The organism is Actinophytocola sp. (genome assembly GCF_035634895.1).
In the GTDB taxonomy this organism is placed as follows: Bacteria; Actinomycetota; Actinomycetes; order Mycobacteriales; family Pseudonocardiaceae; genus Actinophytocola.
In genome coordinates, this window is sequence record NZ_DASQCC010000026.1 from 38,373 (window position 1) to 58,725 (window position 20,353).

21 protein-coding genes are annotated in these 20,353 nt (G+C 71.0%); 14 read left to right on the top strand and 7 right to left on the bottom strand.

Annotated elements, in window-relative coordinates; all coding sequences use genetic code 11:
• Positions 1-4: 4 nt before the first annotated feature.
• The gene (locus tag VET29_RS04080; RefSeq protein WP_324914816.1) at positions 5-1,786 is read right to left on the bottom strand and encodes a penicillin-binding transpeptidase domain-containing protein; all 1,782 of its coding nucleotides are present in this window, start codon (positions 1,784-1,786) and stop codon (positions 5-7) included.
• 20 nt (positions 1,787-1,806) lie between these two features.
• Positions 1,807-2,661: a GNAT family N-acetyltransferase gene (locus tag VET29_RS04085; protein ID WP_324914819.1), complete on the bottom strand. Its 855-nt coding sequence runs from the start codon at positions 2,659-2,661 to the stop codon at positions 1,807-1,809.
• An 84-nt stretch (positions 2,662-2,745) separates the two neighbouring features.
• On the opposite strand from VET29_RS04085, the gene VET29_RS04090 reads away from it, so the two are divergent.
• Entirely contained in the window at positions 2,746-3,054 is a 309-nt protein-coding gene (locus VET29_RS04090) for a hypothetical protein (RefSeq protein ID WP_324914821.1), read from the top strand.
• Positions 3,042-3,608 (top strand): dihydrofolate reductase family protein, encoded by a 567-nt coding sequence (locus VET29_RS04095; RefSeq protein ID WP_324914823.1) that lies wholly within the window; start codon positions 3,042-3,044, stop codon positions 3,606-3,608. The genes VET29_RS04090 and VET29_RS04095 overlap by 13 nt, the downstream gene beginning before the upstream one ends.
• A 47-nt stretch (positions 3,609-3,655) precedes the next feature.
• On the opposite strand, the gene ispG is transcribed toward VET29_RS04095, so the two are convergent.
• From ispG to dxr, 3 genes are all read right to left on the bottom strand, one after another.
• On the bottom strand, positions 3,656-4,810 hold the full coding sequence (ispG, locus tag VET29_RS04100) for a flavodoxin-dependent (E)-4-hydroxy-3-methylbut-2-enyl-diphosphate synthase (RefSeq protein WP_324914826.1): 1,155 nt from the start codon (positions 4,808-4,810) through the stop codon (positions 3,656-3,658).
• Positions 4,811-4,883: 73 nt separating this feature from the next.
• On the bottom strand, positions 4,884-6,107 hold the full coding sequence (locus VET29_RS04105) for a site-2 protease family protein (RefSeq protein WP_324914828.1): 1,224 nt from the start codon (positions 6,105-6,107) through the stop codon (positions 4,884-4,886).
• A 6-nt stretch (positions 6,108-6,113) separates the two neighbouring features.
• Positions 6,114-7,319: a 1-deoxy-D-xylulose-5-phosphate reductoisomerase gene (gene dxr / locus VET29_RS04110; RefSeq protein WP_324914830.1), complete on the bottom strand. Its 1,206-nt coding sequence runs from the start codon at positions 7,317-7,319 to the stop codon at positions 6,114-6,116.
• A gap of 92 nt (positions 7,320-7,411) precedes the next feature.
• On the opposite strand from dxr, the gene VET29_RS04115 reads away from it, so the two are divergent.
• From VET29_RS04115 to VET29_RS04125, 3 genes are all read left to right on the top strand, one after another.
• Positions 7,412-7,675 (top strand): DUF2631 domain-containing protein, encoded by a 264-nt coding sequence (locus VET29_RS04115; protein ID WP_324914832.1) that lies wholly within the window; start codon positions 7,412-7,414, stop codon positions 7,673-7,675.
• Positions 7,676-8,071: 396 nt separating this feature from the next.
• A complete protein-coding gene (locus VET29_RS04120; protein ID WP_324914835.1) occupies positions 8,072-8,806 on the top strand; it encodes a sugar phosphate isomerase/epimerase family protein in 735 nt (244 codons plus the stop codon).
• Positions 8,803-9,903, top strand: a complete 1,101-nt coding sequence (locus tag VET29_RS04125; protein ID WP_324914837.1) for a Gfo/Idh/MocA family oxidoreductase — start codon at positions 8,803-8,805, stop codon at positions 9,901-9,903. The genes VET29_RS04120 and VET29_RS04125 overlap by 4 nt, the downstream gene beginning before the upstream one ends.
• Here the strand turns inward: VET29_RS04125 and VET29_RS04130 are convergent.
• The gene (locus VET29_RS04130; RefSeq protein WP_324914840.1) at positions 9,900-10,496 is read right to left on the bottom strand and encodes a TetR/AcrR family transcriptional regulator; all 597 of its coding nucleotides are present in this window, start codon (positions 10,494-10,496) and stop codon (positions 9,900-9,902) included. The two genes, VET29_RS04125 and VET29_RS04130, sit on opposite strands and share 4 nt — an antisense overlap.
• A 69-nt stretch (positions 10,497-10,565) precedes the next feature.
• Here VET29_RS04130 and VET29_RS04135 point away from each other — a divergent pair, with 69 nt between their 5' ends.
• The 3 genes from VET29_RS04135 to VET29_RS04145 are packed head-to-tail and all read left to right on the top strand — an operon-like array spanning position 10,566 to position 12,136.
• Positions 10,566-11,159 carry a sulfite oxidase-like oxidoreductase gene (locus tag VET29_RS04135; protein ID WP_349256441.1) on the top strand — a complete coding sequence of 198 codons (594 nt, stop codon included), beginning with the start codon at positions 10,566-10,568 and terminating at the stop codon, positions 11,157-11,159.
• Positions 11,152-11,868, top strand: coding sequence for a ferredoxin reductase (locus VET29_RS04140; RefSeq protein WP_324914844.1), 717 nt, complete (start codon positions 11,152-11,154; stop codon positions 11,866-11,868). Before VET29_RS04135 ends, VET29_RS04140 begins: the two co-directional genes overlap by 8 nt.
• Position 11,869: 1 nt before the next feature.
• The gene (locus VET29_RS04145; protein WP_324914846.1) at positions 11,870-12,136 is read left to right on the top strand and encodes a DUF6510 family protein; all 267 of its coding nucleotides are present in this window, start codon (positions 11,870-11,872) and stop codon (positions 12,134-12,136) included.
• A gap of 24 nt (positions 12,137-12,160) precedes the next feature.
• Here VET29_RS04145 and VET29_RS04150 read toward each other — a convergent pair whose 3' ends face one another.
• Positions 12,161-13,432, bottom strand: coding sequence for a helix-turn-helix transcriptional regulator (locus tag VET29_RS04150; RefSeq protein WP_324914848.1), 1,272 nt, complete (start codon positions 13,430-13,432; stop codon positions 12,161-12,163).
• Positions 13,433-13,816: 384 nt separating this feature from the next.
• Between VET29_RS04150 and VET29_RS04155 the strand changes: the two genes are divergently transcribed.
• Genes VET29_RS04155 through VET29_RS04180 form a run of 6 tightly spaced genes read left to right on the top strand, consistent with a single transcriptional unit; the run spans position 13,817 to position 20,352 of the window.
• Positions 13,817-14,443 carry a toll/interleukin-1 receptor domain-containing protein gene (locus VET29_RS04155; RefSeq protein ID WP_324914850.1) on the top strand — a complete coding sequence of 209 codons (627 nt, stop codon included), beginning with the start codon at positions 13,817-13,819 and terminating at the stop codon, positions 14,441-14,443.
• Complete coding sequence (locus VET29_RS04160) at positions 14,440-16,572, top strand: hypothetical protein (RefSeq protein WP_324914852.1); 2,133 nt, start codon at positions 14,440-14,442, stop codon at positions 16,570-16,572. The genes VET29_RS04155 and VET29_RS04160 overlap by 4 nt, the downstream gene beginning before the upstream one ends.
• A complete protein-coding gene (locus tag VET29_RS04165) occupies positions 16,569-17,609 on the top strand; it encodes a hypothetical protein (RefSeq protein WP_324914854.1) in 1,041 nt (346 codons plus the stop codon). The genes VET29_RS04160 and VET29_RS04165 overlap by 4 nt, the downstream gene beginning before the upstream one ends.
• Positions 17,610-17,613: 4 nt before the next feature.
• The gene (locus VET29_RS04170; RefSeq protein ID WP_324914856.1) at positions 17,614-18,627 is read left to right on the top strand and encodes a serine/threonine protein phosphatase; all 1,014 of its coding nucleotides are present in this window, start codon (positions 17,614-17,616) and stop codon (positions 18,625-18,627) included.
• Positions 18,624-19,619 (top strand): protein kinase domain-containing protein, encoded by a 996-nt coding sequence (locus VET29_RS04175; protein ID WP_324914858.1) that lies wholly within the window; start codon positions 18,624-18,626, stop codon positions 19,617-19,619. Before VET29_RS04170 ends, VET29_RS04175 begins: the two co-directional genes overlap by 4 nt.
• 22 nt (positions 19,620-19,641) lie before the next feature.
• Entirely contained in the window at positions 19,642-20,352 is a 711-nt protein-coding gene (locus tag VET29_RS04180; protein WP_324914860.1) for a vWA domain-containing protein, read from the top strand.
• The last annotated feature ends 1 nt before the right edge of the window (position 20,353 follow it).

Sequence of the window (20,353 nt, forward strand, 5' to 3'; positions counted from 1 at the left end):
CACCCTAGGACAGCCCGCCAAGGAACCGGGTCGCGGCTGCCACCGCCTTCGCCGACGTGCCGACGTCGGTCAGCAGCACCGCGAACGCCAGATCGCCCTGGTACCCGACAAACCACCCGTGCGAGTGCGTCCCGTCGCCGAACTGCGCCGTGCCGGTCTTGCCCCGCACCTCCGGGAACCCCGCCAGCGCCGGCGTCGACCGGGCCATCTCCAGCATCATCGCCCGCACGCCGTCCAGGACCTGCGGCGACACGGGCTGCACCGTGGCGTCCGCCTTCGTCGACGAGCCGCGCAGCAGCGACGGCGCCGGCATCTTGCCCGACGCCACGGCCGACACCACCAGCGCCATGCCGAACGGGCTCGCGACGACCTTGCCCTGGCCGAACCCGTCCTCCGCGCGCTCGACGATCCCGGACGCCGCCGGCACCGAGCCCGTCACCGTCGTGGCGCCCGGCATCACGAAGTCCACGCCCAGCCCGTAGTTCTTCGCCGCGTTCGTCAGGTCCGACGGTCCCATCTCCGACGCCAGCTGCGCGAACGTCGTGTTGCACGAGACCGCGAACGCCGTCGACAGCGGAATGGTGCCCTTGTCGAACTTGCCGGCGTTCGGGATCTCCCGGCCGTCGATGGTGATCGTGGCCGGGCAGCCGACCGGCGACGCGCCGGTGACCTTGCCCGCCGACAGCGCCGCCGTCGCGGTCACGATCTTGAACGTCGAGCCCGGCGGGTACCGGCCCATCAGCGCGACCGGGCCCTGCGCGTCCGCGGGCGCGTTCTGGGCCACCGCCAGCAGCTCCCCCGTCGACGGCTGCATCGCGACGATCATCGACGGCGTCGCCTCGGTGTTGACCGCCGCCTGCGCCGCGTTCTGCACGCCGATGCTCAACGTCGTGGTCGCCGCCGTCGCCGGCTGGGGGGCCTTCGAGTACAGCTCCTCGACCTCCGCACCGGTCGAGTCGGTCGTGATCACCCGCCAGCCGGCCTTGCCGGTCAGGTCCGCCTCGACGACCTTGCGGATCCCCGGGAGCACGGTCGGCGCGAACGCCTTGTCGTCGGCCAGCAGCCGGGGCGAGGACGTGAACCGGACACCCGGCAGGTCGTAGATGGCCGGCTTGACCGTCTCGTAGTTGCTCTGCCGCAGCGCGGCCACCTGGTACGGCTGACCGGCCGGCGTCTTGTTCGCCCCGTCGAGGATCGCCTGCTGGGTGATCGTGTTGTCGATGCCGGACAGCGCGGTCGCGAGCGCGCCGGCCACCGCGTTCACGTCGCCCGCCTTGGCCTTGTCCAGCAGCACCGAGACGACCCGGCTCGGCGAGAGCACGGCACCGCCGTCGCGGTCGAGCACGGGCGCGAGCTCCGGCTGCTGTCCCTGCACGGCGATCGCCTGCTGCTGCGCCAGCTTCGGGTGGATGACGGTCGGGCTCCAGTGCACCTTCCACGAGCCGTCGTCGTCGCGCAGCTCGAAATGGCTGTCGTAGGACCAGGTGCGGTTCCCGCCGAGGTCCCAGCTGACCCGGTACGTCGCGTTGGCCGTCGACGAGCCGTCGCCCTGGGTGACGCCCTTGACCTCGGCCGACACCGACTTCGGCTCGAGTGCCTTGCGCACCGCGGACAGCTGCTTGCTGGCGGCGTCCGGTGAGTCGGTCTGACCGGACGCGGCCTTGAGGTCGCCCTTCGCGAACGCGGCGGCGAACGCGTTCGCGGCGTCCCCCGGTTCCGGCTCGGAGCTACATGCGGCGAGCGGCACGAGCAGGGTCAGGGCTGTGAGCAAACGGGTGACGCGCACGGCGGCGAGTATGCCGCAAACTAGAAGAGGACCGTGGCGTACTGCCCGACCTGTGTGAATCCGATGCGTTTGTAGGCGGACTGGGCGACCACGTTGTACGCGTTCACGTACAGGCTGGCCGTGCGGCCCAGCCCACGCACCAGCCGGTCGACCACCGCGGCCGTGCCCGTCGAGCCGAGGCCGTGCCCGCGCCGGTCCGGGTGCACCCACACGCCCTGGATCTGCCCGACGGCCGACGACAGCGCGCCGATCTCGGCCTTGAACACCACGTCCCCGCCCTCGAACCGGGCGAACGCGCGCCCGGCGGCGATCAGCTCGGCGACGCGGGCCCGGTAGCTGGCCCCGCCGTCACCCGCCCGGGGGTCGACGCCGACCTCCTCGATGAACATGGCGATCGCGGCCGGGAGGTACCGGTCCAGCTCGTCGGGACGCACCGGCCGCACCAGCTGGTCGGGCTCGATGACCGGCGCCTTGGCGGTGGCCATCAGCGGCTGGTCGTCCCTGACCTCGCGGGCGGGTCCCCAGTCCAGCTCCAGCTCCGACCACAGCCCGAGCACCTGCTCGGCGGGCCCGACGACCGACGAGCACATGCGCCGCCGGCGCAACGCCCGGTCGGCGAAGGCACGCAGCGCGGACCGGCTGCCCTGCAACGGGATCAGGTTCGAACCTGCGAAGCACAGCGAGTCGAGGCGACCGCCGCGGAAGCTCCGGGGCTCGCAGCCCCACAGCTCGCCACCGAGCCGCCACGGGTCCATGCCGAGGTTCTCGATCCGCGACGCCACCATGCAGGACGCGACGGGATCCGCCATGAGCATCGCACGCACGGCCAACCGATCCCGCTCATCGAGCAGCCGTGCACCCGCAAGCCGCAACACGGGTACCAGCGTGCCAGATGAGCGCCCGCCAAGACAGCCGAGGGCCGTGACACGCGGAATTCGCTCCCGACCTGTCGATATGCCGTGATCTGGCTCGACGTGCCGGTGGAGGTCCTCTTCGCCGGAACGGAGCACGCCATGCGCTTCCTCATCCTCACCGAACCCGCCGATCCCGCCGAGGTCCCGGCCATGGGCCGCTACCACGAGGAGCTGGTGCGGGCCGGGGTGCTGCTGTCCGGCGACCTGACCGCGGGCTTCTGGCTGGTGGAGGTCGACTCCCCCGCGACCGCCGCGGAGTGGGGCAGGCGGGCGCCGAGCGACACGGTGGAGATCCGCGAGGTCCATGACGAGTTCCGGTCGGTCCGGCAGGCTGTACCGCCATGGGACGACTGATCTACGGCTTCGGTGTGTCGGTGGACGGCTACGTCGCCGACAAGGACGGCGGGATCGCCTGGAGCGAACCCGATCCCGAGCTGCACCGGTACTGGAACGACCGCGCGCGCGAGGTCGCGGTGTCGCTGTACGGGCGCAAGCTGTACGAGCTGATGTCGGCGTACTGGCCGACCGCCGACCAGGACCCGGACGCGGCACCGGTCGAGGCCGAGTTCGCCGGGCTGTGGCGGGCGCTGCCGAAGGTCGTGTTCTCGAAGACCCTCGACAAGGTCGACTGGAACTCGCGGCTGGAGCGCGGTGACGTGGTCGAGGTCGCACGCCGGATCAAGGCCGAGACCGACGGCCCGATCGAGGTCGGCGGCGCGACGCTGGCGGCGCCGCTGGTGCGGGCGGGCCTGGTCGACGAGTTCCACGTGGTGGTCACCCCGACCGCCGTCGGCGGCGGGACGCCGTACTTCCCCACGCTGGACAGGTGGATCAGGTTGGAGCTGGCGGAGAACCGCACCTTCCCGTCCGGCGCGGTCCTCCTCCGGTACGCGGTCCTGAGGTCGTGAGGCTCGGCCGGTCAGGGTGATGGCGTGTCGGCCATGCCCGTGTGCGGTCAGCCGACCGTGACGGTCGGCGAGCCCGCCCCGTCCGTCTCGCCGGCCTCCTCGGCGATGCGCATGGCCTCCTCGATGAGGGTCTCCACGATCTGGTGCTCCGGCACGGTCTTGATGACCTGGCCCCGCACGAAGATCTGGCCCTTGCCGTTGCCCGACGCCACCCCGAGGTCGGCCTCGCGGGCCTCGCCAGGACCGTTCACCACACAGCCCATCACCGCGACACGCAGCGGGACCTCCATGCCCTCCAGGCCCGCGGTCACCTCGTCGGCCAGTTTGTACACGTCCACCTGCGCACGCCCGCACGACGGACACGACACGATCTCCAGCTTGCGGGGCCGCAGGTTCAGCGACTGCAGGATCTGCGCGCCGACCTTGACCTCCTCGACCGGCGGCGCGGACAGCGACACCCGGATCGTGTCACCGATCCCCTGCCGCAACAGCGCACCGAAGGCCACCGCCGACTTGATCGTGCCCTGGAACGCCGGACCCGCCTCGGTCACCCCGAGGTGCAGCGGATAGTCACACTGCTCGGCCAGGAGCTCGTACGCCCGCACCATGACCACCGGGTCGTTGTGCTTCACCGAGATCTTGATGTCGTGGAAGTCGTGCTCGGCGAACAGCGACGCCTCCCACAACGCCGACTCGGCCAGTGCCTCCGGGGTCGCCTTGCCGTACTTCTTGAGCAGCCGCGGGTCGAGCGAGCCCGCGTTCACCCCGATGCGGATCGGGGTGCCGTGGTCGCGGGCGGCCTCCGCGATCTCCTTGACCTTGTCGTCGAACTTCTTGATGTTGCCCGGGTTCACCCGCACCGCCGCACAACCGGCCTCGATCGCGGCGAACACATACCTGGGCTGGAAGTGGATGTCCGCGATCACCGGGATCTGCGACTTCGCGGCGATCGCGGGCAGGGCCTCGGCGTCGTCGGCGGACGGGCACGCCACCCGCACGATGTCGCACCCCGCCGCGGTCAGTTCCGCGATCTGCTGCAGGGTCGCGTTCACGTCCGCGGTCAGCGTCGTGGTCATCGACTGGACCGAGATCGGGAAGTCACTGCCGACGCCCACCCGACCGACCATCAACTGCCTGGTCCTGCGCCGCTCCGCCAGCACGGGAGGCGGGGTGTCGGGCATGCCCAGCATCACTTCGCTCATGACACCAGGCTACCCATCACATCGTTGGCCATCCGACGCACGGGTGTGACCTCGATGGCCTGTTCAGGTGCGGCTACTGCCCTATTCGGATCGGATTCACGATGTCCGCGGTCACAGTGAGCAACACCACGGCCCCGCCGAGGAAGATCACCACCATGGTCACCGCCGACAGCTTGGTGTAGTCGACCGGGCCGCCGGCCGGCTTCCCCCGCAGCCTGCGCAGCCAGTCGCGGATCTTCTCGTAGAACAGGATCGCGATGTGCCCGCCGTCCAGCGGCAGCAGCGGCAGCAGGTTGAACACGCCGACGAAGAAGTTCAGCGTCGCGAGCAGGAGCAGGAACAGCTCCCACACGCCCTGCTCGACCGCGTCGCCGCCGATGATGCTCGCGCCGACCACGCTGACCGGGGTGTCCGGGTCGCGCTCCCCGCCGCCGATGGCCTGGATGACCTTCGGGATCTTCTGTGGGAAGGCGATGATGCCCTCCCAGGTGCGGGCGAACATGGTGCCGGTGAACTCGATCGAGCCGCCGAATGCGGTGGCCGCGTTGTAGTGGTACATCGGGGTGCTGGTCACGCCGATGGCGCCCACGTCGACCAGCTTGTTGTCGTTCGCGCCGATCTTGGCGTCCGGGGCCAGCCGCTTGACGGTCGGGATGTCGATGGTGACCGTGCGCTCGACGCCGTCCCGCAGGATCACGAACCTGTGGTCGCCCCGCAGCTTCTGCACCCGCGTCACCACGTCCGACCAGGTCGGGGTGGCCTTGCCGTCGACGCTGATGATCTCGTCACCCGGCCGCAGGCCGGCGTCGCGGGCCGGCGCCGGGTCGTTCGAGCCGCACTCGGCGTACTCCCCGGTCTTCGGGTTCTGGGTCGATGCCGCGCAGTTCGTGCCGCTGATCACCGGGGTGCCGGCCACGTTCGGCAGGCCCATGGTCGCGGCGAGCAGGTACAGGATGATGAAGCCGAGGATGAAGTGCGTCACCGAGCCGGCGACCATCACGACGAAGCGCTTCCACGTCGGGAACCGCCACATCGCCCGCGGCGCCTCCTCGGGGGTCACCTCGTCGAGTGCCGTCATGCCGGCGATGTCGCAGAAGCCGCCGGCCGGGATGGCCTTGAGGCCGTACTCCGTCTCGCCGCGCCGGAAGGACCAGATCTTCGGGCCGAAGCCGATGAAGTACCGCCGCACCTTCATGCCGAAGGCCTTGGCGGCGACCATGTGCCCAGCCTCGTGTAGTGCCACGGACGCGCAGATCCCCAGCGCGAACAGCACGACGCCCAACAACCAAGCGAGCACTGACGTTCAGTTCCTTCCTGTGGCGAGCAGCTCACGCGCGTGGGCGCGGGCCCACTCCTCAGCCGCGAGCACCTCGTCGACGCCGCCCGGCTCATGGCGCCAGCCGTCTGCGTCGTCGAGGACGTCTTGAACAGTGTCCACAATCCTGGTGAAGGCCGTGTGTCCTTCCGTGAAGGCCGTGACGGCCTCCTCGTTCGCGGCGTTGTAGATCGCCGGCAGGCAACCGCCCGCCGTGCCTGCCGCGCGCGCGAGCCGCACGGCGGGAAAGGTGTCGTCGTCCAGCGGTTCGAACGTCCACGCGGCCGGCTCGCCGAAGGTCGACGGGCGGGCGGCGCCGGGGACCCGGTCCGGCCACCCGAGCGCCAGCGAGATCGGCAGCCGCATGTCCGGCGGGCTGGCCTGGGCAAGCGTCGACCCGTCGGTGAACGTCACCATCGAGTGAATGATCGACTGGGGGTGCACGACCACGTCGATCCGCTCGTACGGGACGGCGAACAGCAGGTGCGCCTCGATCAGCTCGAGCCCCTTGTTGACGAGCGTCGCCGAGTTGATCGTGATGACCGGGCCCATGTCCCAGGTCGGGTGCGCCATGGCGGCCTCGACGCCCACATTCGCCAGCTCATCCCGCCGCCGGCCGCGGAACGGCCCGCCGGACGCGGTCAGCACCAGCCGCGCAACCTCGTGTGGGTGACCTCCACGCAGGCACTGCGCGATCGCGGAGTGTTCCGAGTCGACCGGCACGATCTGGCCCGGCTTGGCGGCCCTGAGCACGAGCGAGCCGCCCGCGATCAGCGACTCCTTGTTGGCCAGCGCGAGCGTGGCGCCGGTGTCGAGCGCGGTCAGCGTCGGCGCGAGGCCACGGGAGCCGGTGATGGCGTTGAGCACGATGTCGGCCGGGGTCTCGGCGATGAGCGTGGTCACCGCCTCGGGCCCGGCGAGGATGCGGGGCAGCTCGAAGTCACCCCGGTCGTAGCCGCGCCGCTGGGCCTCGGCGTACAGCGCGAGCTGCACGTCCTCGGCGGCGGTGGCCCTGGACACGGCGAGCGCGCGGACGCGGTGGGTGAGTGCCTGCGCGGCCAGCGCCTCAGGGTCGGCGCCCCCGGCGGCCACGCCGACGACGTCGAACCTGTCCGGGTTGGCCGCGACGACGTCCAACGCCTGGACGCCGACCGAGCCCGTGGAGCCCAGTACGAGCACGGTGCGTTTGGTCATCGGGGCACATTGTTCCCGAGTGCCCTCGACCACGCCGTTCCGGGGCGTGTGGGAGCATGAGCCCCGGCCCGAGCTGATGTTGAGGAGGGGACGTGGCAGGCGGAGCGCTCGAGAAGCGACCCAGCAACGCGGTCGACCCGCACGAGGAGCCGTCGGCGGCATGGGGCTGGCACGGCCGCTTCCCCCGGGGCCGCGAGATCGGCGGTTGGATCACCGTGATCGCGTTCGTCGCGATGGCGTTCGTCGGCAACCACGTCGCCGAGACCGAGCGCCTGTGGCTGCTCGGCATCAGCGCGCTGCTGATCATCGTGCTCATCGGCACCCGCGTCCGCCAGCGCACCTCCTGGCGTCGGTAGGGCACGCCGCCGGGGAGGCCTTGTTCGCACGAGTTCCCTCGGTCTTCTCACCCCCACACCCCGCCCGGGCGGGGCTTCACCCCTGGTCGCCGTTCACCCCTGGTCGCCGTCGGCCCGGCTCTGCTGCCGCGCCCTCACCGCCGACCGGGTCGGGTTTCCCCGCGCAGGTCGATGACCGCGTAGCGCGCTATCAGTCGCGTACGCCGCCGGCACGGCTGCTTTGCCATGCCCATGCGTCCGCCTTGGGTCGACCCTTCTGCCGAGGAGCTTGGCGGAGTCCATCATCGAAGCCATGGCACGGCTGTGGCGGCAGGGTAGCGACAATTTCTACCACATGGTAGAAATCTCTGTGGGAGCGCTTCCACGCTGTCCACTCGTTCAGGGGAGAAGATGGCCATGAGCACAACGTCCGTGCAGCTTTACTCCGTCCGAGAGGCGTTCGCCGCCGACCCCACCGGCACGCTCGCGCGCCTCGTAGACATCGGGTTCACCCAGGTCGAACCGTTCGGGCTCGCCGAGCACGCCGCCGTCCTGCGGTCGGCGCTGCCCGACCACGGGCTGACCGCGCCGACCGCCCACGCCAAGCTGGTCGGCGTCGACCAGGAGGAGGTGTTCGCCGCCGCGGTCGCGTGTGGCGTCGGCACCGTCATCGACCCGTTCACCCCGCCGGAGCAGTGGGAGGACGAGGCGGACATCGCGGCCATCGCGACCGCGCTCAACGCCGCCGCCAGGAAGGCCGCCGACCACGGCCTGACCGTCGGCTACCACAACCACTGGTGGGAGGCCAAGAACACGATCGGCGGACGCACCGCGCTGGAGGCGTTCGCCGACCAGCTCGACCCCGAGCTCGTGATCGAGGTCGACACGTACTGGGCCGCCGCGGGTGGCGCCGACGCACCGGCCCTGCTGGAGCGGCTCGGCAAGCGCGTGGTCGCGTTGCACGTCAAGGACGGCGACCTCGCCACTGACGCGTCGGGCCAGGTGCCCGCCGGGCAGGGCCGGGTGCCGGTCGCCGACGTGCTGGCCGCGGCGCCGGACGCGTTGCGGATCATCGAGTTCGACGCCTACGCCGGCGACATCTTCGACGGCCTCGCCGCGAGCTACGCCTACCTGAACGGGGCGGCCCGATGAGCGCGGGGCCGGTCGGCGTCGGCCTCATCGGCGCGGGCGTGATCAGCGACGAGTACCTGCGCAACCTCACCTCGTTCCCCGACCTGCGGGTACTGCGGATCGCCGACCTGGACCTGACACGGGCGGCGGCACAGGCCGAGAAGCACGGCGTGCCGAGTACGGGCTCGGTTGCCGAGCTGCTGGCCGACCCGGAGGTCGAGCTGGTGGTGAACCTGACGATCCCGGCCGCCCACGTCGACGTCGGGCTCGCGGCGCTCGACGCCGGCAAGCACGTGTGGGCGGAGAAGCCGCTGGCGCTGGACCGGGAGAGCGGCCGCAAGCTGCTCGCCGCCGCCGCGGAGAAGGGCCTGCGGGTCGCGAGCGCGCCGGACACGGTGCTCGGGCCGGGCATGCAGACCGCGCGGCGGGCCATCGAGGACGGCCTGATCGGCGACGCGCGGACCGCGCTCGCGATCTTCCAGACCCCGGGCCCGGAGAGCTGGCATCCCGCGCCGGAGTTCCTGTTCCAGACCGGCGGCGGGCCGCTGCTGGACATGGGTCCGTACTACCTGACCGCGCTCGTGCAGCTGCTCGGCCCGATCCGCCGGGTGACGGGGGCGGGTGGCCGGGCCCGCGAGACCCGGGTCATCGGCTCGGGGCCGCGGGCCGGCACCGAGTTCCCCGTGACGGTCCCGACCACGGTGACCGCGCTGATCGACTTCGAGCGGGGCGGGTCGGCGCAGCTGGTGCTGAGCTTCGACTCGGCGCTACGGCGGACCATGCTGGAGGTGACCGGCGCGCAGGGCGCGGCCGTGCTGCCGGACCCGAACACCTTCGACGGGACGACGCTCGTGCACCGGATCGGGGCGGACGAGCTGGTGGAGGTGCCGGCGGACGGTCACGTGTCGTCCCGTGGCACCGGCGTGGTGGAGCTGGCCAGGGCCATCCGGGCCGGGGTGCCGGAGCGGGCGTCGGGTGAGCTGGCCTACCACGTGCTCGACGCGATGCTGGCCATCGACGAGTCGATCGACACGGGCGAGCGGGTCACGGTGGAGAGCACGGTGGCGATCCCACCGGCGATCCCCGCCGGCTGGGACCCGCGCGCCAGCACGCTTTAGAGCGGCTGGACGAGCACGCTGTCGAGATAGTGGCGAAGTGCCCCGACGAGGTCCACCTCGTCGGGCTTCGTCAGCCACTGCACCTGCAGACCGTCCGACAGCGACATGTAGGTCAGCGCGGCGACGGCCGGGTCGACCCCCTGCCGCAGCTCGCCGCGCTCGGCCAGCACCCGGAACGACTCGTACGCGGAGCGGCGGGCGATCCGGTAGTGGCGCACGAAGTAGTCGTGCGCGGGATGGTCCGGCGCCACCGCCTCGGCGGCCAGCCGCGAGTACAGCTCGACGATGGCGGGGTTGGCGACGTTGTACTCCGCCAGCGCGATCCAGTGCCGGAGGACCTCGCGGCCGGGCGGCTCGTTGAGCCGCAGCCGCACGGCGTCGTCCGCGTCCCGCCGTTCCAGGACGGCCGCGAGCAGGGCCTCCTTGGTCGGGAAGTAGTACAGGAGCCCGGCGTGGGTGATGCCGGCCCGCTTGGCCACCTCCCGCAGCGACGACCCGTGGTACCCGGCCTCGCCGTAGACGGCGACCGCCGCGGTGAGGATGTCCTCCCGGCGGATCCGGCCCTTGGGGTAACCCCTGTCGACGGTACGCACGAGCCCATAATGCCGCCTTGATGTTGGATATGGTGGCCTCGCCCCCGGCCGGGTAGCGTCGTTGCGGTGATCGTGAGCAGGGGATTCCACGGCCGCCGCGAGCCGGCCGCCGCTGAGCTGCCGCCCGGGCAGTACCTGACCCGGGACTTTCCCGTTCTGCAGGCCGGGCCCACCCCACGGATCGATCTCGACCGGTGGAAGTTCACGATCAGCAATGAGGTCGGCGCGGAATACACCTGGACGTGGCGCGAAATGCTCGCCCTGCCGAGCGAACGACCCACCGTGGATATCCACTGCGTCACGAGATGGTCGAAGCTGGCGACCACGTGGCAGGGCGTCTCGCTCGACACCTTGTTCTCCGGCGTCGAGACGGCCGCGGACTACGCGTATGTCCGGTCCTACGGCGGCTACACGACGAACCTGCCGCTGGAGGACCTGCTGGACGGCAAGGCGTGGCTCGCCTACCGCTACGACGGCGAGGATCTGCCCGGCGAGCACGGCGGCCCGGCCCGGTTGCTGGTGCCGCACCTGTACTTCTGGAAGTCAGCCAAGTGGGTGACCGGCATTGACCTGCGCCACGACGACGAGCCCGGCTTCTGGGAGACCCTCGGGTACCACAACTACGGCGACCCGTGGCGCGAGCAGCGTTACACGGATGACTGAGCCCCTCGTCCGGCGCCGCTCGCCGTGGCTGGCCGCCCGGGTGTTCGCGGTGCGCTCGGAGACCTCGGTGGCCAGGACGATCGTCCTCGACGTGCCGGGCTGGCCGGGGCACGAGGCGGGCCAGCACGTGGACGTGAAGCTCACGGCGCCCGACGGGTACAGCGCGTACCGCAGCTACTCGATCGCGGCTCCCCCGTCCGGGGAACGCATCGAACTGACCGTGCAGCGCGTCATCGACGGTGAGGTTTCGCCGTACCTGGTCGACGAGCTGCTGCCGACCGACGAGCTGGAGGTCCGCGGTCCCGTCGGCGGCTGGTTCACCTGGCGCGCGGCGGAGACCGCGCCGGTGGTGCTGGTCGCGGGCGGCTCGGGCATCGTCCCGCTGATGGCGATGCTCCGCGAACGGGCCCGGGTGGGCAGCACCGCCCCGTTCACGTTGGTGTACTCGGTTCGCGGCCCGGCCGACGTGTACTACGAGGCCGAGCTGGCGGCCTCCGACGTGCCGGTCCGGCTGCTGTACACGAGGGCCGGCACCTCGACACGGCCCGCGGGCCGGATCACCGCGGCCGACCTGCCGGACACGACCGGCGCACGCGTGTTCGTCTGTGGCCCGACGGGTTTCGTGGAAACGGTGGCGGACCTGCTGCTGGCCCGGGGCCAGGATCCGGCCAGCATCCGCACGGAACGTTTCGGCCCGACCGGAGGATGAGATGCACATCGACGGAAACGGGGCGGCCGGCATGTTCGCCGAGGCACTGGGTGTCGACATCACGACGGCCGTGCTGACGTGCGCGGGCTGCGGCGACAGCGGCCCGTTCGCACAGGCCCAGGTGTACGACCAGGGACCCGGTGTGGTGGCCCGCTGTGCCACCTGCGAGGCGGTGCTGGCCAGGCTGGTCCGCACGCCGACCGACGCGTGGCTGGACCTGCGGGGCGCGCGGTCGGTCCGCCTGCCGCTCGGCCCCGCGGCGGGCTGACCGGCCACACCACGCATCGCCGGCTCAGCCGGCCTCCGGGTGCAGCACCACCGCCAAGGCCGGCGCGACGGCACGGACAGCGGGATGGCGTGAGAAACGCCGCAACGTGGTCGAGAGGCGGGCCACGTCCGCGCGCACGGTGGCCGAGCGGATCGCCGTGGCGTGCTCGAGCATCGTTCCCGCGACACCGCAGGCCCGTTCCACCTCGCCCGTCGCCGCGTGTGCGAGCGCCAGCCGAACACCGAACCGTGCCCGTGCCCGAAACGCACCGGGCGCGATCCTGGCCACCTGCTCGTCGAGCACGGCGACGGCCTCGGCCGGGCGCCCGAGGTCGAGGAGGCACCACCCGGTCACCGCGGTCACCGGATCCAGCACGAACGAGGTGCCGATCACCATCGCCCGGTCGTCCACGGTGTCCGCGGCGAGGAGATGGCGCCGCGCCACGTCGAGCGCACGGAGGCACGAGGAACGGTCACCGGCGAGCGCATGCCCCTGCGCCTCTCGTTGTGCGGCGAGGCCCCGCACCCGGGGCGCGATCCCGGAACCGGCCTGTGCCTGACGGGCAAGAGCGACGGTGGCCCGCGCGTCCCCCCGGTAGAGAGTGATCGAGGCTCTGCGCACCAACGCGTAGGTCGCCGTGTGCTGGTCGTCCACGGCGTCCGCGGCGCCTGCCGCCAGTCCGGTCCACCACATCGCCGTCCGGTCGTCCCCGGCTTCCTGGGCCATCCACCCGGCGAACTCGGCGGTTCGCGCGAACAGTGCGACGACCCTGCGGGCGTCCACGCCACGCGCCCGGTTCGCGAGCAGCCGCAGTGCCTGCGCCTGCCCCGCCAACACGGGCAGAACCGTCTCCGGCCGAGCCACCTGGCCGAGCCCGCGCATCGTGGCGAGGAGCTGTGTGAGGTAGGTGAGCTGCTCGGCGCCGGTCTCGGCCGACGAGGTGCCCGGTGGCCGGCCTGCCAACACCTCCGCCGCACCGGCCACCGTGTTCCGCGGTCCCACCGGGCGTACGCAGTCGGGCGCCATCGTCATGAGCAGGGCTTCGTCGTCCTCGGGCTCGGGTTCGGGTTCCTGCGCCGCGGACGCGGCCACGAGCGTGGCGAGCGCGCCGTCGGTGTCGAGCTCCATGTCGCAGCGCCGGGCGAACTCGACGGACGGCCGCGCCTTACCGGTCTCGATCCGGCTCACATATCCCTTGCTGTAGTAGAGCCTCCTGGCGAACTCGGTCAACGAAAGCTGTCTCGCGACACGCAACGCCCGCAACCGAGGTCCGAACAGATCCGGCGCGCGCACCATCGGACTCCCCCTTTCCACCGCACGACCGATAACCCGGGCCTGCGTCCGTTCCTTTTGTTCCCACCCAGTCACCGGACGCCGCTCATCGTCGGAGGCGTGACACGAAAAGTGAAACAGGCCGGCCCGGAGTGACGACAAGACTAATCACCCGCGTACGCGCCGGAAATCCGGAGTGCGACTGTCCCGTGAATGTCTCGCGGGACAGCACGCGGGACATTCACGGGACAGCGTGAGAAGGAAACAGGAAACACCTAATTACTTCCGAGTAGCGGTTGCCAAGACCGGACCGCCACGCCAAAGATGACGCGTTGTCACACCCCATCGATGGGTGACGAAGTCAATACTCCGATCCAATGAATTACTTCCGCGCGAGGTGCACAGCCAGTGACGCATGTCTTTCTCAACTACCGGAGCGCCGACGAACCCTTCGGGGTGGCGATGCTGGACCACGAACTGTCGGCCAGATTCGGTCCCGAGGCGGTGTTCTTCGCCTCCAAGTCCATTCAGTTGGGCGCGGCGTGGGAACAGGAGATGCTGGACGCCGTCGAACGCTCGACCGCCCTACTGGTGATCATGGGACGGCACTGGCTGTCCGCCGTGGACGGAACGGGCCGGCGGCGGATCGACGATCCGCAGGACTACGTCCGGCGCGAGATCCTGCTGGCGTTGGGGCTCGGCAAGGACGTCATCCCGGTACGCCTTGGCGTTCCGCGCCCCGCCGTGGACGACCTGCCCCCCGAGTTGCGGGTGCTCGCCACGCGCCAGGACATCGAGCTTCGGTTCCGCACCGCGGGACCGGATCTGGACCGGCTGGAGACCAAGCTGCGCAGGCTCATCCCCGCGCTCGCCGACCTCACCCCGCCGGCGCCCGCGAACGAGCCGACGCGGACCGCCACCTACCGGGACCACGCCAGCCACTACGACATCCGTGACCTCACCGTCGACACCTTCCACGCCGGCCCGAGCTTTCACGGGCCCGGATGGCCGCTGGGGACAGGAGACTCCCAGTGAGTGAGGAGAAGGCGAAGGGCGCGGACGAGCCGCCGGCAGGCCCGAAACCGTCCTCCGCGGAACCGGCGACACCGCCGACCCGGGACGAGGCGGTCAACAAGCTGCGGCACGGCGACGCCGCCGAGCAGAGCAAGCGCGTCGAGCAGATCATCGCCGAGGCGATCTCCCGGACGTCCGGCGTGACCCACGTCAACCTGTTCAGCGGTGACTTCACGGTCGCGGGCGACTTCACGTCCGGGCCGGGAACCCGCACGGGCGCGGCCCGGCGGTCAGCGAAGATCCGGCGCGACCCCGGCGAGTTCGTCGCGGAGTACGAACGCTATGTGCCTCCGCTCGACTTCGAGTCCGGAGTCGAGCGGCTCGACCTCCACCACCTGCTCGTGATCGCGGACCGGGCGCGCACCGGTCGCGACGCACGCGCACACGCCACGATGGTGGAAGTGTTGCGGCGCAACAACATGGCCCCGGCCTTCATCGAGCTGAGCGGCGCGGCGCTCGGCAACATGGCCTGGCAGCCACCACAACGCGAGAGCGCCTACCTCGTGCGGGACCTGCCCGGCCCGAGCGGCAGGTGCGCGGCCGAGTCGCTCGACGAGAAATGGCTGGCCCACGCCGCGGAACAGGCACGCGCCCACGGCAGCTATCTGGTGATCGTGACCGGTCCGGTGCGCGGCAGCCTCGCCACGGCGACCAACCGGTCGGACTTCGTGATCACCGACCTGGACCTCCCCGCACCGGGCGAGGTCATGCGCCGATGGTCGCTCGCAGAACACGGCTGGCTGACCGAGGCCGAGCTGGACGAGCGCCTGACCGGCACCGGTCTCGACGAGCTCCTGGACGAGCGGGGTGACCCGTACTTCGCCGTCCGGGCCGCGAAGGCGATCGGGGAGGCACTGCGTACCGGCGCGGAGCTGTCCACGGTGGTCGCCCGGTTCCGCGACCCGGAGGAACGGGTGCGTGAATGGCTCGGCGCCGATCCGGACGCGGCCGACATCGCACTCGCGCTGGCCACCGCGGCACTCGAAGGTTGTGGCTACCTCTCCGTTTCCGACGCCGCGGTGTCGCTCTACCGCAGGCTCGGCGGCTCCGGAACCGCCAAGGCCCCACGCTACCTACGCGGCCTGCTGGCCGAACGGTCCTGGATCGAGGTCGTGCAGCCCGACGACGGGCCGCGCGTGGTGCACTTCCGGCAGGCGGGCCTGCGTGCCGCGGTCCTCGCGCTCACCTGGTACGAGCTGGACGGCGCACGCGAGCAGATCCTCGGCTGGCTCGACGAACTCGCCCACCACCCCGATCTCGAGGTGCGGACCCGCGCGGCGACCACGGCCGGCCTGCTCGCGGCCCGTGACCTCCAGCACGGCCTCCATCACTTCTTCCTGCCCTGGGCCGCGAACAACTCCCCGATCCTGCGCCAGAGCGCCGCGACCGGGCTCAACGTGGCGGGCAGTGTGAGCGGCAGGCCGGACCAGTTCTGGCGGTACGTCGAGCTGTGGGCCGAACAGGTTCGCTACGACGACGAACCGGCGCTGCCCGCGACCGCGGCGACCGCGGCGGGCGGCGCGCTCGGCGTCGCCGACCCGGCGCGGGCGCTGCGGGTGTTCCACACGCTCGTCGACGAGGGCGGCTGGGACCTGCTCGAACCCGTCGCGGTGAGTACCCACCAGCTGCTGGCCGCAGGCCGTGCCGGCCCCGTCATCGAGGCCCTGCTCGAATGGACCGACGGGCGGCTCACCGACGACCCGATGGTCAAGGCGCTCACCGTGTTCGCCTTCGTGGCGGGCGAAGAAGGCCCCGCCGGTACGCCCGCCCATGACCGGCCCGTGCTGATGCACTCGATGGCGGACCTCCGGGACGAGCTGCCGGAGCTCTGGGGCCGGGCGCTCGACTGCGAGCCGGTGCGGGACATGGCGGCCGAGGCGCTGCGGAGCTGGGTCCGGGCCACGGACCGCGATCCGGCACTCACCGAAGACGTGCTCGACCTGCTCGCCGGCATCGCCGACCGCGGCGACCAGGACTACCGCCGCCTGTGCCACCTGCTCGACAAATGGGCCGAGGACCAGGACGAGCCGTCCAGCTCCGCCCGCCACTTCCACTCCGAACTCGTCGAGGAAGGCGAACTCGTCTCGTGAACCAGACCTACAACCCGATCCTGGAGTCCCTCTCCCTCAAGCGTCTGCGTGCCTCCGCGCCGCGTGGGCCCGTCATGGGCACCGCGATCGTGCTGGAACGCGCACACGGCGAGCCGGTGGTGGTCACGGCCGGACAGCGGATTCCCGACGCGCACACCGGCAACTACACGCTCCTGCACCGCGTGGACGTGGCCAACCGCGGGATCGGGTGCACTTTCACCACGCCCAGTGCCGACGCCTCGTTCCCCTTCACCGTGACGGTCACATGCGGGTGCCAGGTCACCGATCCCGTCGCCACCGTGCGAGACGGGATACGGGACATGGCCGATGCCCTGCGGAGCTGGCTGGTCGGGCAAATCAGGCCGATCAGCATGCGCTACGACGCCCTCCACCCCGCCGACGCCGAGGTGGCGATCTCCTCGGCGCTGCAACGCGCGTACTCGCCGGACGGCGTACGTCTCTCCGGGTTCGCCGTCACCGTGACGACCCAGGACGTGGCCGAGATCGTGACGGCACACCGGGAGCTGCGGGTGCTGGAGATGAAGCGCGAAGGAATGCGGCCCGTGGCACACGGCGGCCGCGAGGAGATGCTCGCCCACGTCATGGCCACCACGGGCGGCGACCCGACACCGATACTCGACCGCGAGCAGGAGGAGCGGGAGAACAACACCAAGGCCAGCCTGCTGGCGCTCAGCGCGCTCATGAACTCGGAGAAGGTGGAGGAGTTCAACGCGTCGCGGATCACCGACAAGGTGATGGGCGAGTTCTTTCCCGGCGCCGAACCACTGTTCGGTGGCAAGCGACCGGGCATCCGGGACCGTATCGGCAGCAAACGCAAGGCCATCGAGGCCGGGGACGCCACCGCCATAGAGGCCGAGGTCGTGCCGGGCAAGCCGGCCGACGCCGCGCCGCCGGAGCCGGCCGAGCCGTCGAGGCCAGCCCCCGCCGACGCGAGGAACGACGGGCCGAACGACGACGGGCCGAAACCGGCCCGGCCGAGCCGGGTACGCGGTGTGCTGCGCCGCGAGGACGCGTGACCTGATGGAGGTGTACCCGTTTCGCGTCGGCCGGGCGCGCCGGTGGCAGCACGACGAGCCCGGACTCCAGTGCCTGTCGGTGTGGACCGAACGCGTCGCCGAGCACGGCGAGGACGCGGACCCGCTCGTGCTGTTGCACCGGCCGACCGGGCGGGGCCTCGTCGCGGTCTTCGACGGGGTCGGCGGCGCGGGCCGCGCCACCGCCGGCCGCACCGCGGGCCGCGTGGCACGCACCCAGGCATGGGTCGCGTCGCGCCGGTTGCGCGGGCTGGTCGAGGAGTGGTTCGTCGGCAACCAGCCGCACGACCGCCTCCAGCCACTCGTCGCGAGCCGCCTGGCGGCGGACATCCGGACACGAACGAGGATGCGTGGCACCATCGCGCGCCAGTTCCCCTCCACGCTGGCCGCACTGGACTTCCGCCACCAGGACGGCTGGGTCTCCTGGGACGTGCTGTGGGCCGGCGACTCCCGCTGTTACCTCGCCACCCCGCGCGACGGCCTGCAGCAGCTCAGCAGGGACGACGTGGACGGCACGGACGCACTGGAGCTGCTCCTGCAGGATCCGCCGATGACCAACATGGTCTGCGCGGACCGCGAGTTCGCGCTCAACCGGTGGCAGGGCCGGGAACGACTGCCATGCGTGCTGCTAGCCGCGACCGACGGCTTCTTCGGCTACGTGGACACGCCCGCCTTGTTCGAGCACCTCCTGTGGGACACCCTCCTCACCGCGGTGGACGTCCAGAGCTGGGCCGAGCTGCTGGTCCGCCGCGTCACCGCCTACACCGGCGACGACGCGTCGCTGGCGCTGGTGGGGCTCGGCTTCCGCGGCTTCACGGGCCTGCGTGAGGCATTCCGTCCCCGCGCGAACTTCGTTCGCGTGACGCACGGGGAACGGCTTCGCGGGGTCGACGGGGACGGACTCACCATCGCGCGCGCGGACTCGTGGCGGGACTACCAGCCCGGGTACGAGCGGCAGTGGCCGGCCGGTGCCCCGGTCGCCGTCGAGGAGGGCCGGTGAAGCAGGGGCAGCTGATCGGCGGGTACACGGTGCTCACCCGGCCGACCAACGCCGATGCCGGCAAGTGCCTGTGGGCCTTCGCGGAGAAGGGCGGTGACCAGTACTTCATCAAGGAGTTCCTCGATCCCAAGATCCCGCGAGCGGACGGGATGGGTTCGGTGGCCGACAAGGAACGCAGGTTCGCGGAGTGCCAGCGTTTCGCGGCCCGCCACGAGCGGGTGATGACGCTGCTGCCGGCCGACCACGAGGACGCGGGAAACCTGGTTCTCGCGGTCGACTTCTTCGCGGAGGGGACCAGGTACTACAAGGTGACGCCGCGGGTCAACGCGAGTGACGCCGTGCCGGACGAGCTCGAGCCACGAGCCCAGATCGTCCTGTTGCGCACGCTCGTGGACAGCCTGCGGCTGCTCCACCGCAGCGGCATCGTCCACGGCGACCTCAAGCCCGAGAACGTGTTGCTGGCGAAACCGCGACAGGGACCGCTGCTCATCGCGAAGCTGATCGACTTCGACGACTCCTACCCCGCCGGGGAGCCGCCGCCGAAGGACACGATCGGCGGCAACCCCCTGTACGGGGCACCGGAATGGCTGGGCTACGTGCGAGACGGGCGCCGGGGGAAGTCCCTCACACAGGCGGTCGACATGTTCGCGCTGGGACTGCTCATCCATACGTACCTGTTCGGCGGACCGCCCCGGTACGGCACCGCGCACGAGTCCCCCGCGGCCGCGGTGCTCGACGGAGTACGCCTGGACTGGGACGCCGGCATCGGCGGGCGTCTCCGCCACCTGCTCACGGCCCTGACGTCGGCCGACCCGAGCACACGGCCGGACATCTCGACCGTGGCAGAGCATCTTGCGGCACCCGACATCCTGACCGCCGGCGAACCGACGCCGGTCGCCACGCCGGCAACGAGTGAGCGCGTCCGCTTCAACTTCACCGCCAGGCGGCCGGCCACGGCCCGGCTGCGCATCAACATGACCAGTGACGACTAACACCCTCGTGAGGCTTTTCCCTATGAACCAGAACCAAAAGGCCGTCGGCACGAACCTCCAGTACGCGGTGGACATCGTGCTGTGCGTCGACGCGACGGCCAGCATGGGCCCGACGCTGAACAACGTGAAACACAGCGCGCTGTCCTTCCCGAACCGGCTCGCACAGGAGATGTTGGCGAAGGGGCGGGGCATCAGCAGCCTGCGGCTCAAGGTCATCGCCTTCCGGGACTACGGCGACCGCGCGGACGACGCGATGTCGGTGAGCCCGTTCTTCCGTGTGCCGGCCGATATCGACCAGTTCGAGAAGACCGTCCGCGACCTGCGTCCGGAAGGAGGCGGCGACGAACCGGAGTCCGGGCTCGAGGCACTGGCGCTCGCCGTCGGCTCGGACTGGGAGCGCGGGCTGGACCGGCGGCGGCACGTCATCGTGATGTTCACCGACGCGTCCGCGCACAAGCTCGGGGACCCGAGGCAGACGAGTGCGCCCACCTACCCCCAGTCGGCACCACGCTCGCTCGACGTCCTGTTCCAGCAGTGGGGCTCGGGGCAGAACCGCGACGCGCTCATGGAGAACTCCGCCAAGCGGCTGCTCATGTTCGCGCCGGAGGTGTATCCGTGGACCGACATCGCGGATGACTGGAACAACACGATCTTCTTCCCTTCCGAGGCAGGGGAAGGGCTGGAGGAATGGGAGATGGACCAGATCATCGCGACGATCGCGAACAGCCTCTGAC

Bases quoted from the DNA above. Each gene is read 5' to 3' on its own strand.
- VET29_RS04120 (WP_324914835.1), top strand. From the start codon at position 8,072: ATGAGCACAACGTCCGTGCAGCTTTACTCCGTCCGAGAGGCGTTCGCC.
- ispG (WP_324914826.1), bottom strand. From the start codon at position 4,810: ATGAGCGAAGTGATGCTGGGCATGCCCGACACCCCGCCTCCCGTGCTG.
- VET29_RS04180 (WP_324914860.1), top strand. From the start codon at position 19,642: ATGAACCAGAACCAAAAGGCCGTCGGCACGAACCTCCAGTACGCGGTG.
- dxr (WP_324914830.1), bottom strand. From the start codon at position 7,319: ATGACCAAACGCACCGTGCTCGTACTGGGCTCCACGGGCTCGGTCGGC.
- VET29_RS04145 (WP_324914846.1), top strand. From the start codon at position 11,870: ATGCACATCGACGGAAACGGGGCGGCCGGCATGTTCGCCGAGGCACTG.
- VET29_RS04140 (WP_324914844.1), top strand. From the start codon at position 11,152: ATGACTGAGCCCCTCGTCCGGCGCCGCTCGCCGTGGCTGGCCGCCCGG.
- VET29_RS04150 (WP_324914848.1), bottom strand. From the start codon at position 13,432: ATGGTGCGCGCGCCGGATCTGTTCGGACCTCGGTTGCGGGCGTTGCGT.
- VET29_RS04125 (WP_324914837.1), top strand. From the start codon at position 8,803: ATGAGCGCGGGGCCGGTCGGCGTCGGCCTCATCGGCGCGGGCGTGATC.
- VET29_RS04170 (WP_324914856.1), top strand. From the start codon at position 17,614: ATGGAGGTGTACCCGTTTCGCGTCGGCCGGGCGCGCCGGTGGCAGCAC.
- VET29_RS04095 (WP_324914823.1), top strand. From the start codon at position 3,042: ATGGGACGACTGATCTACGGCTTCGGTGTGTCGGTGGACGGCTACGTC.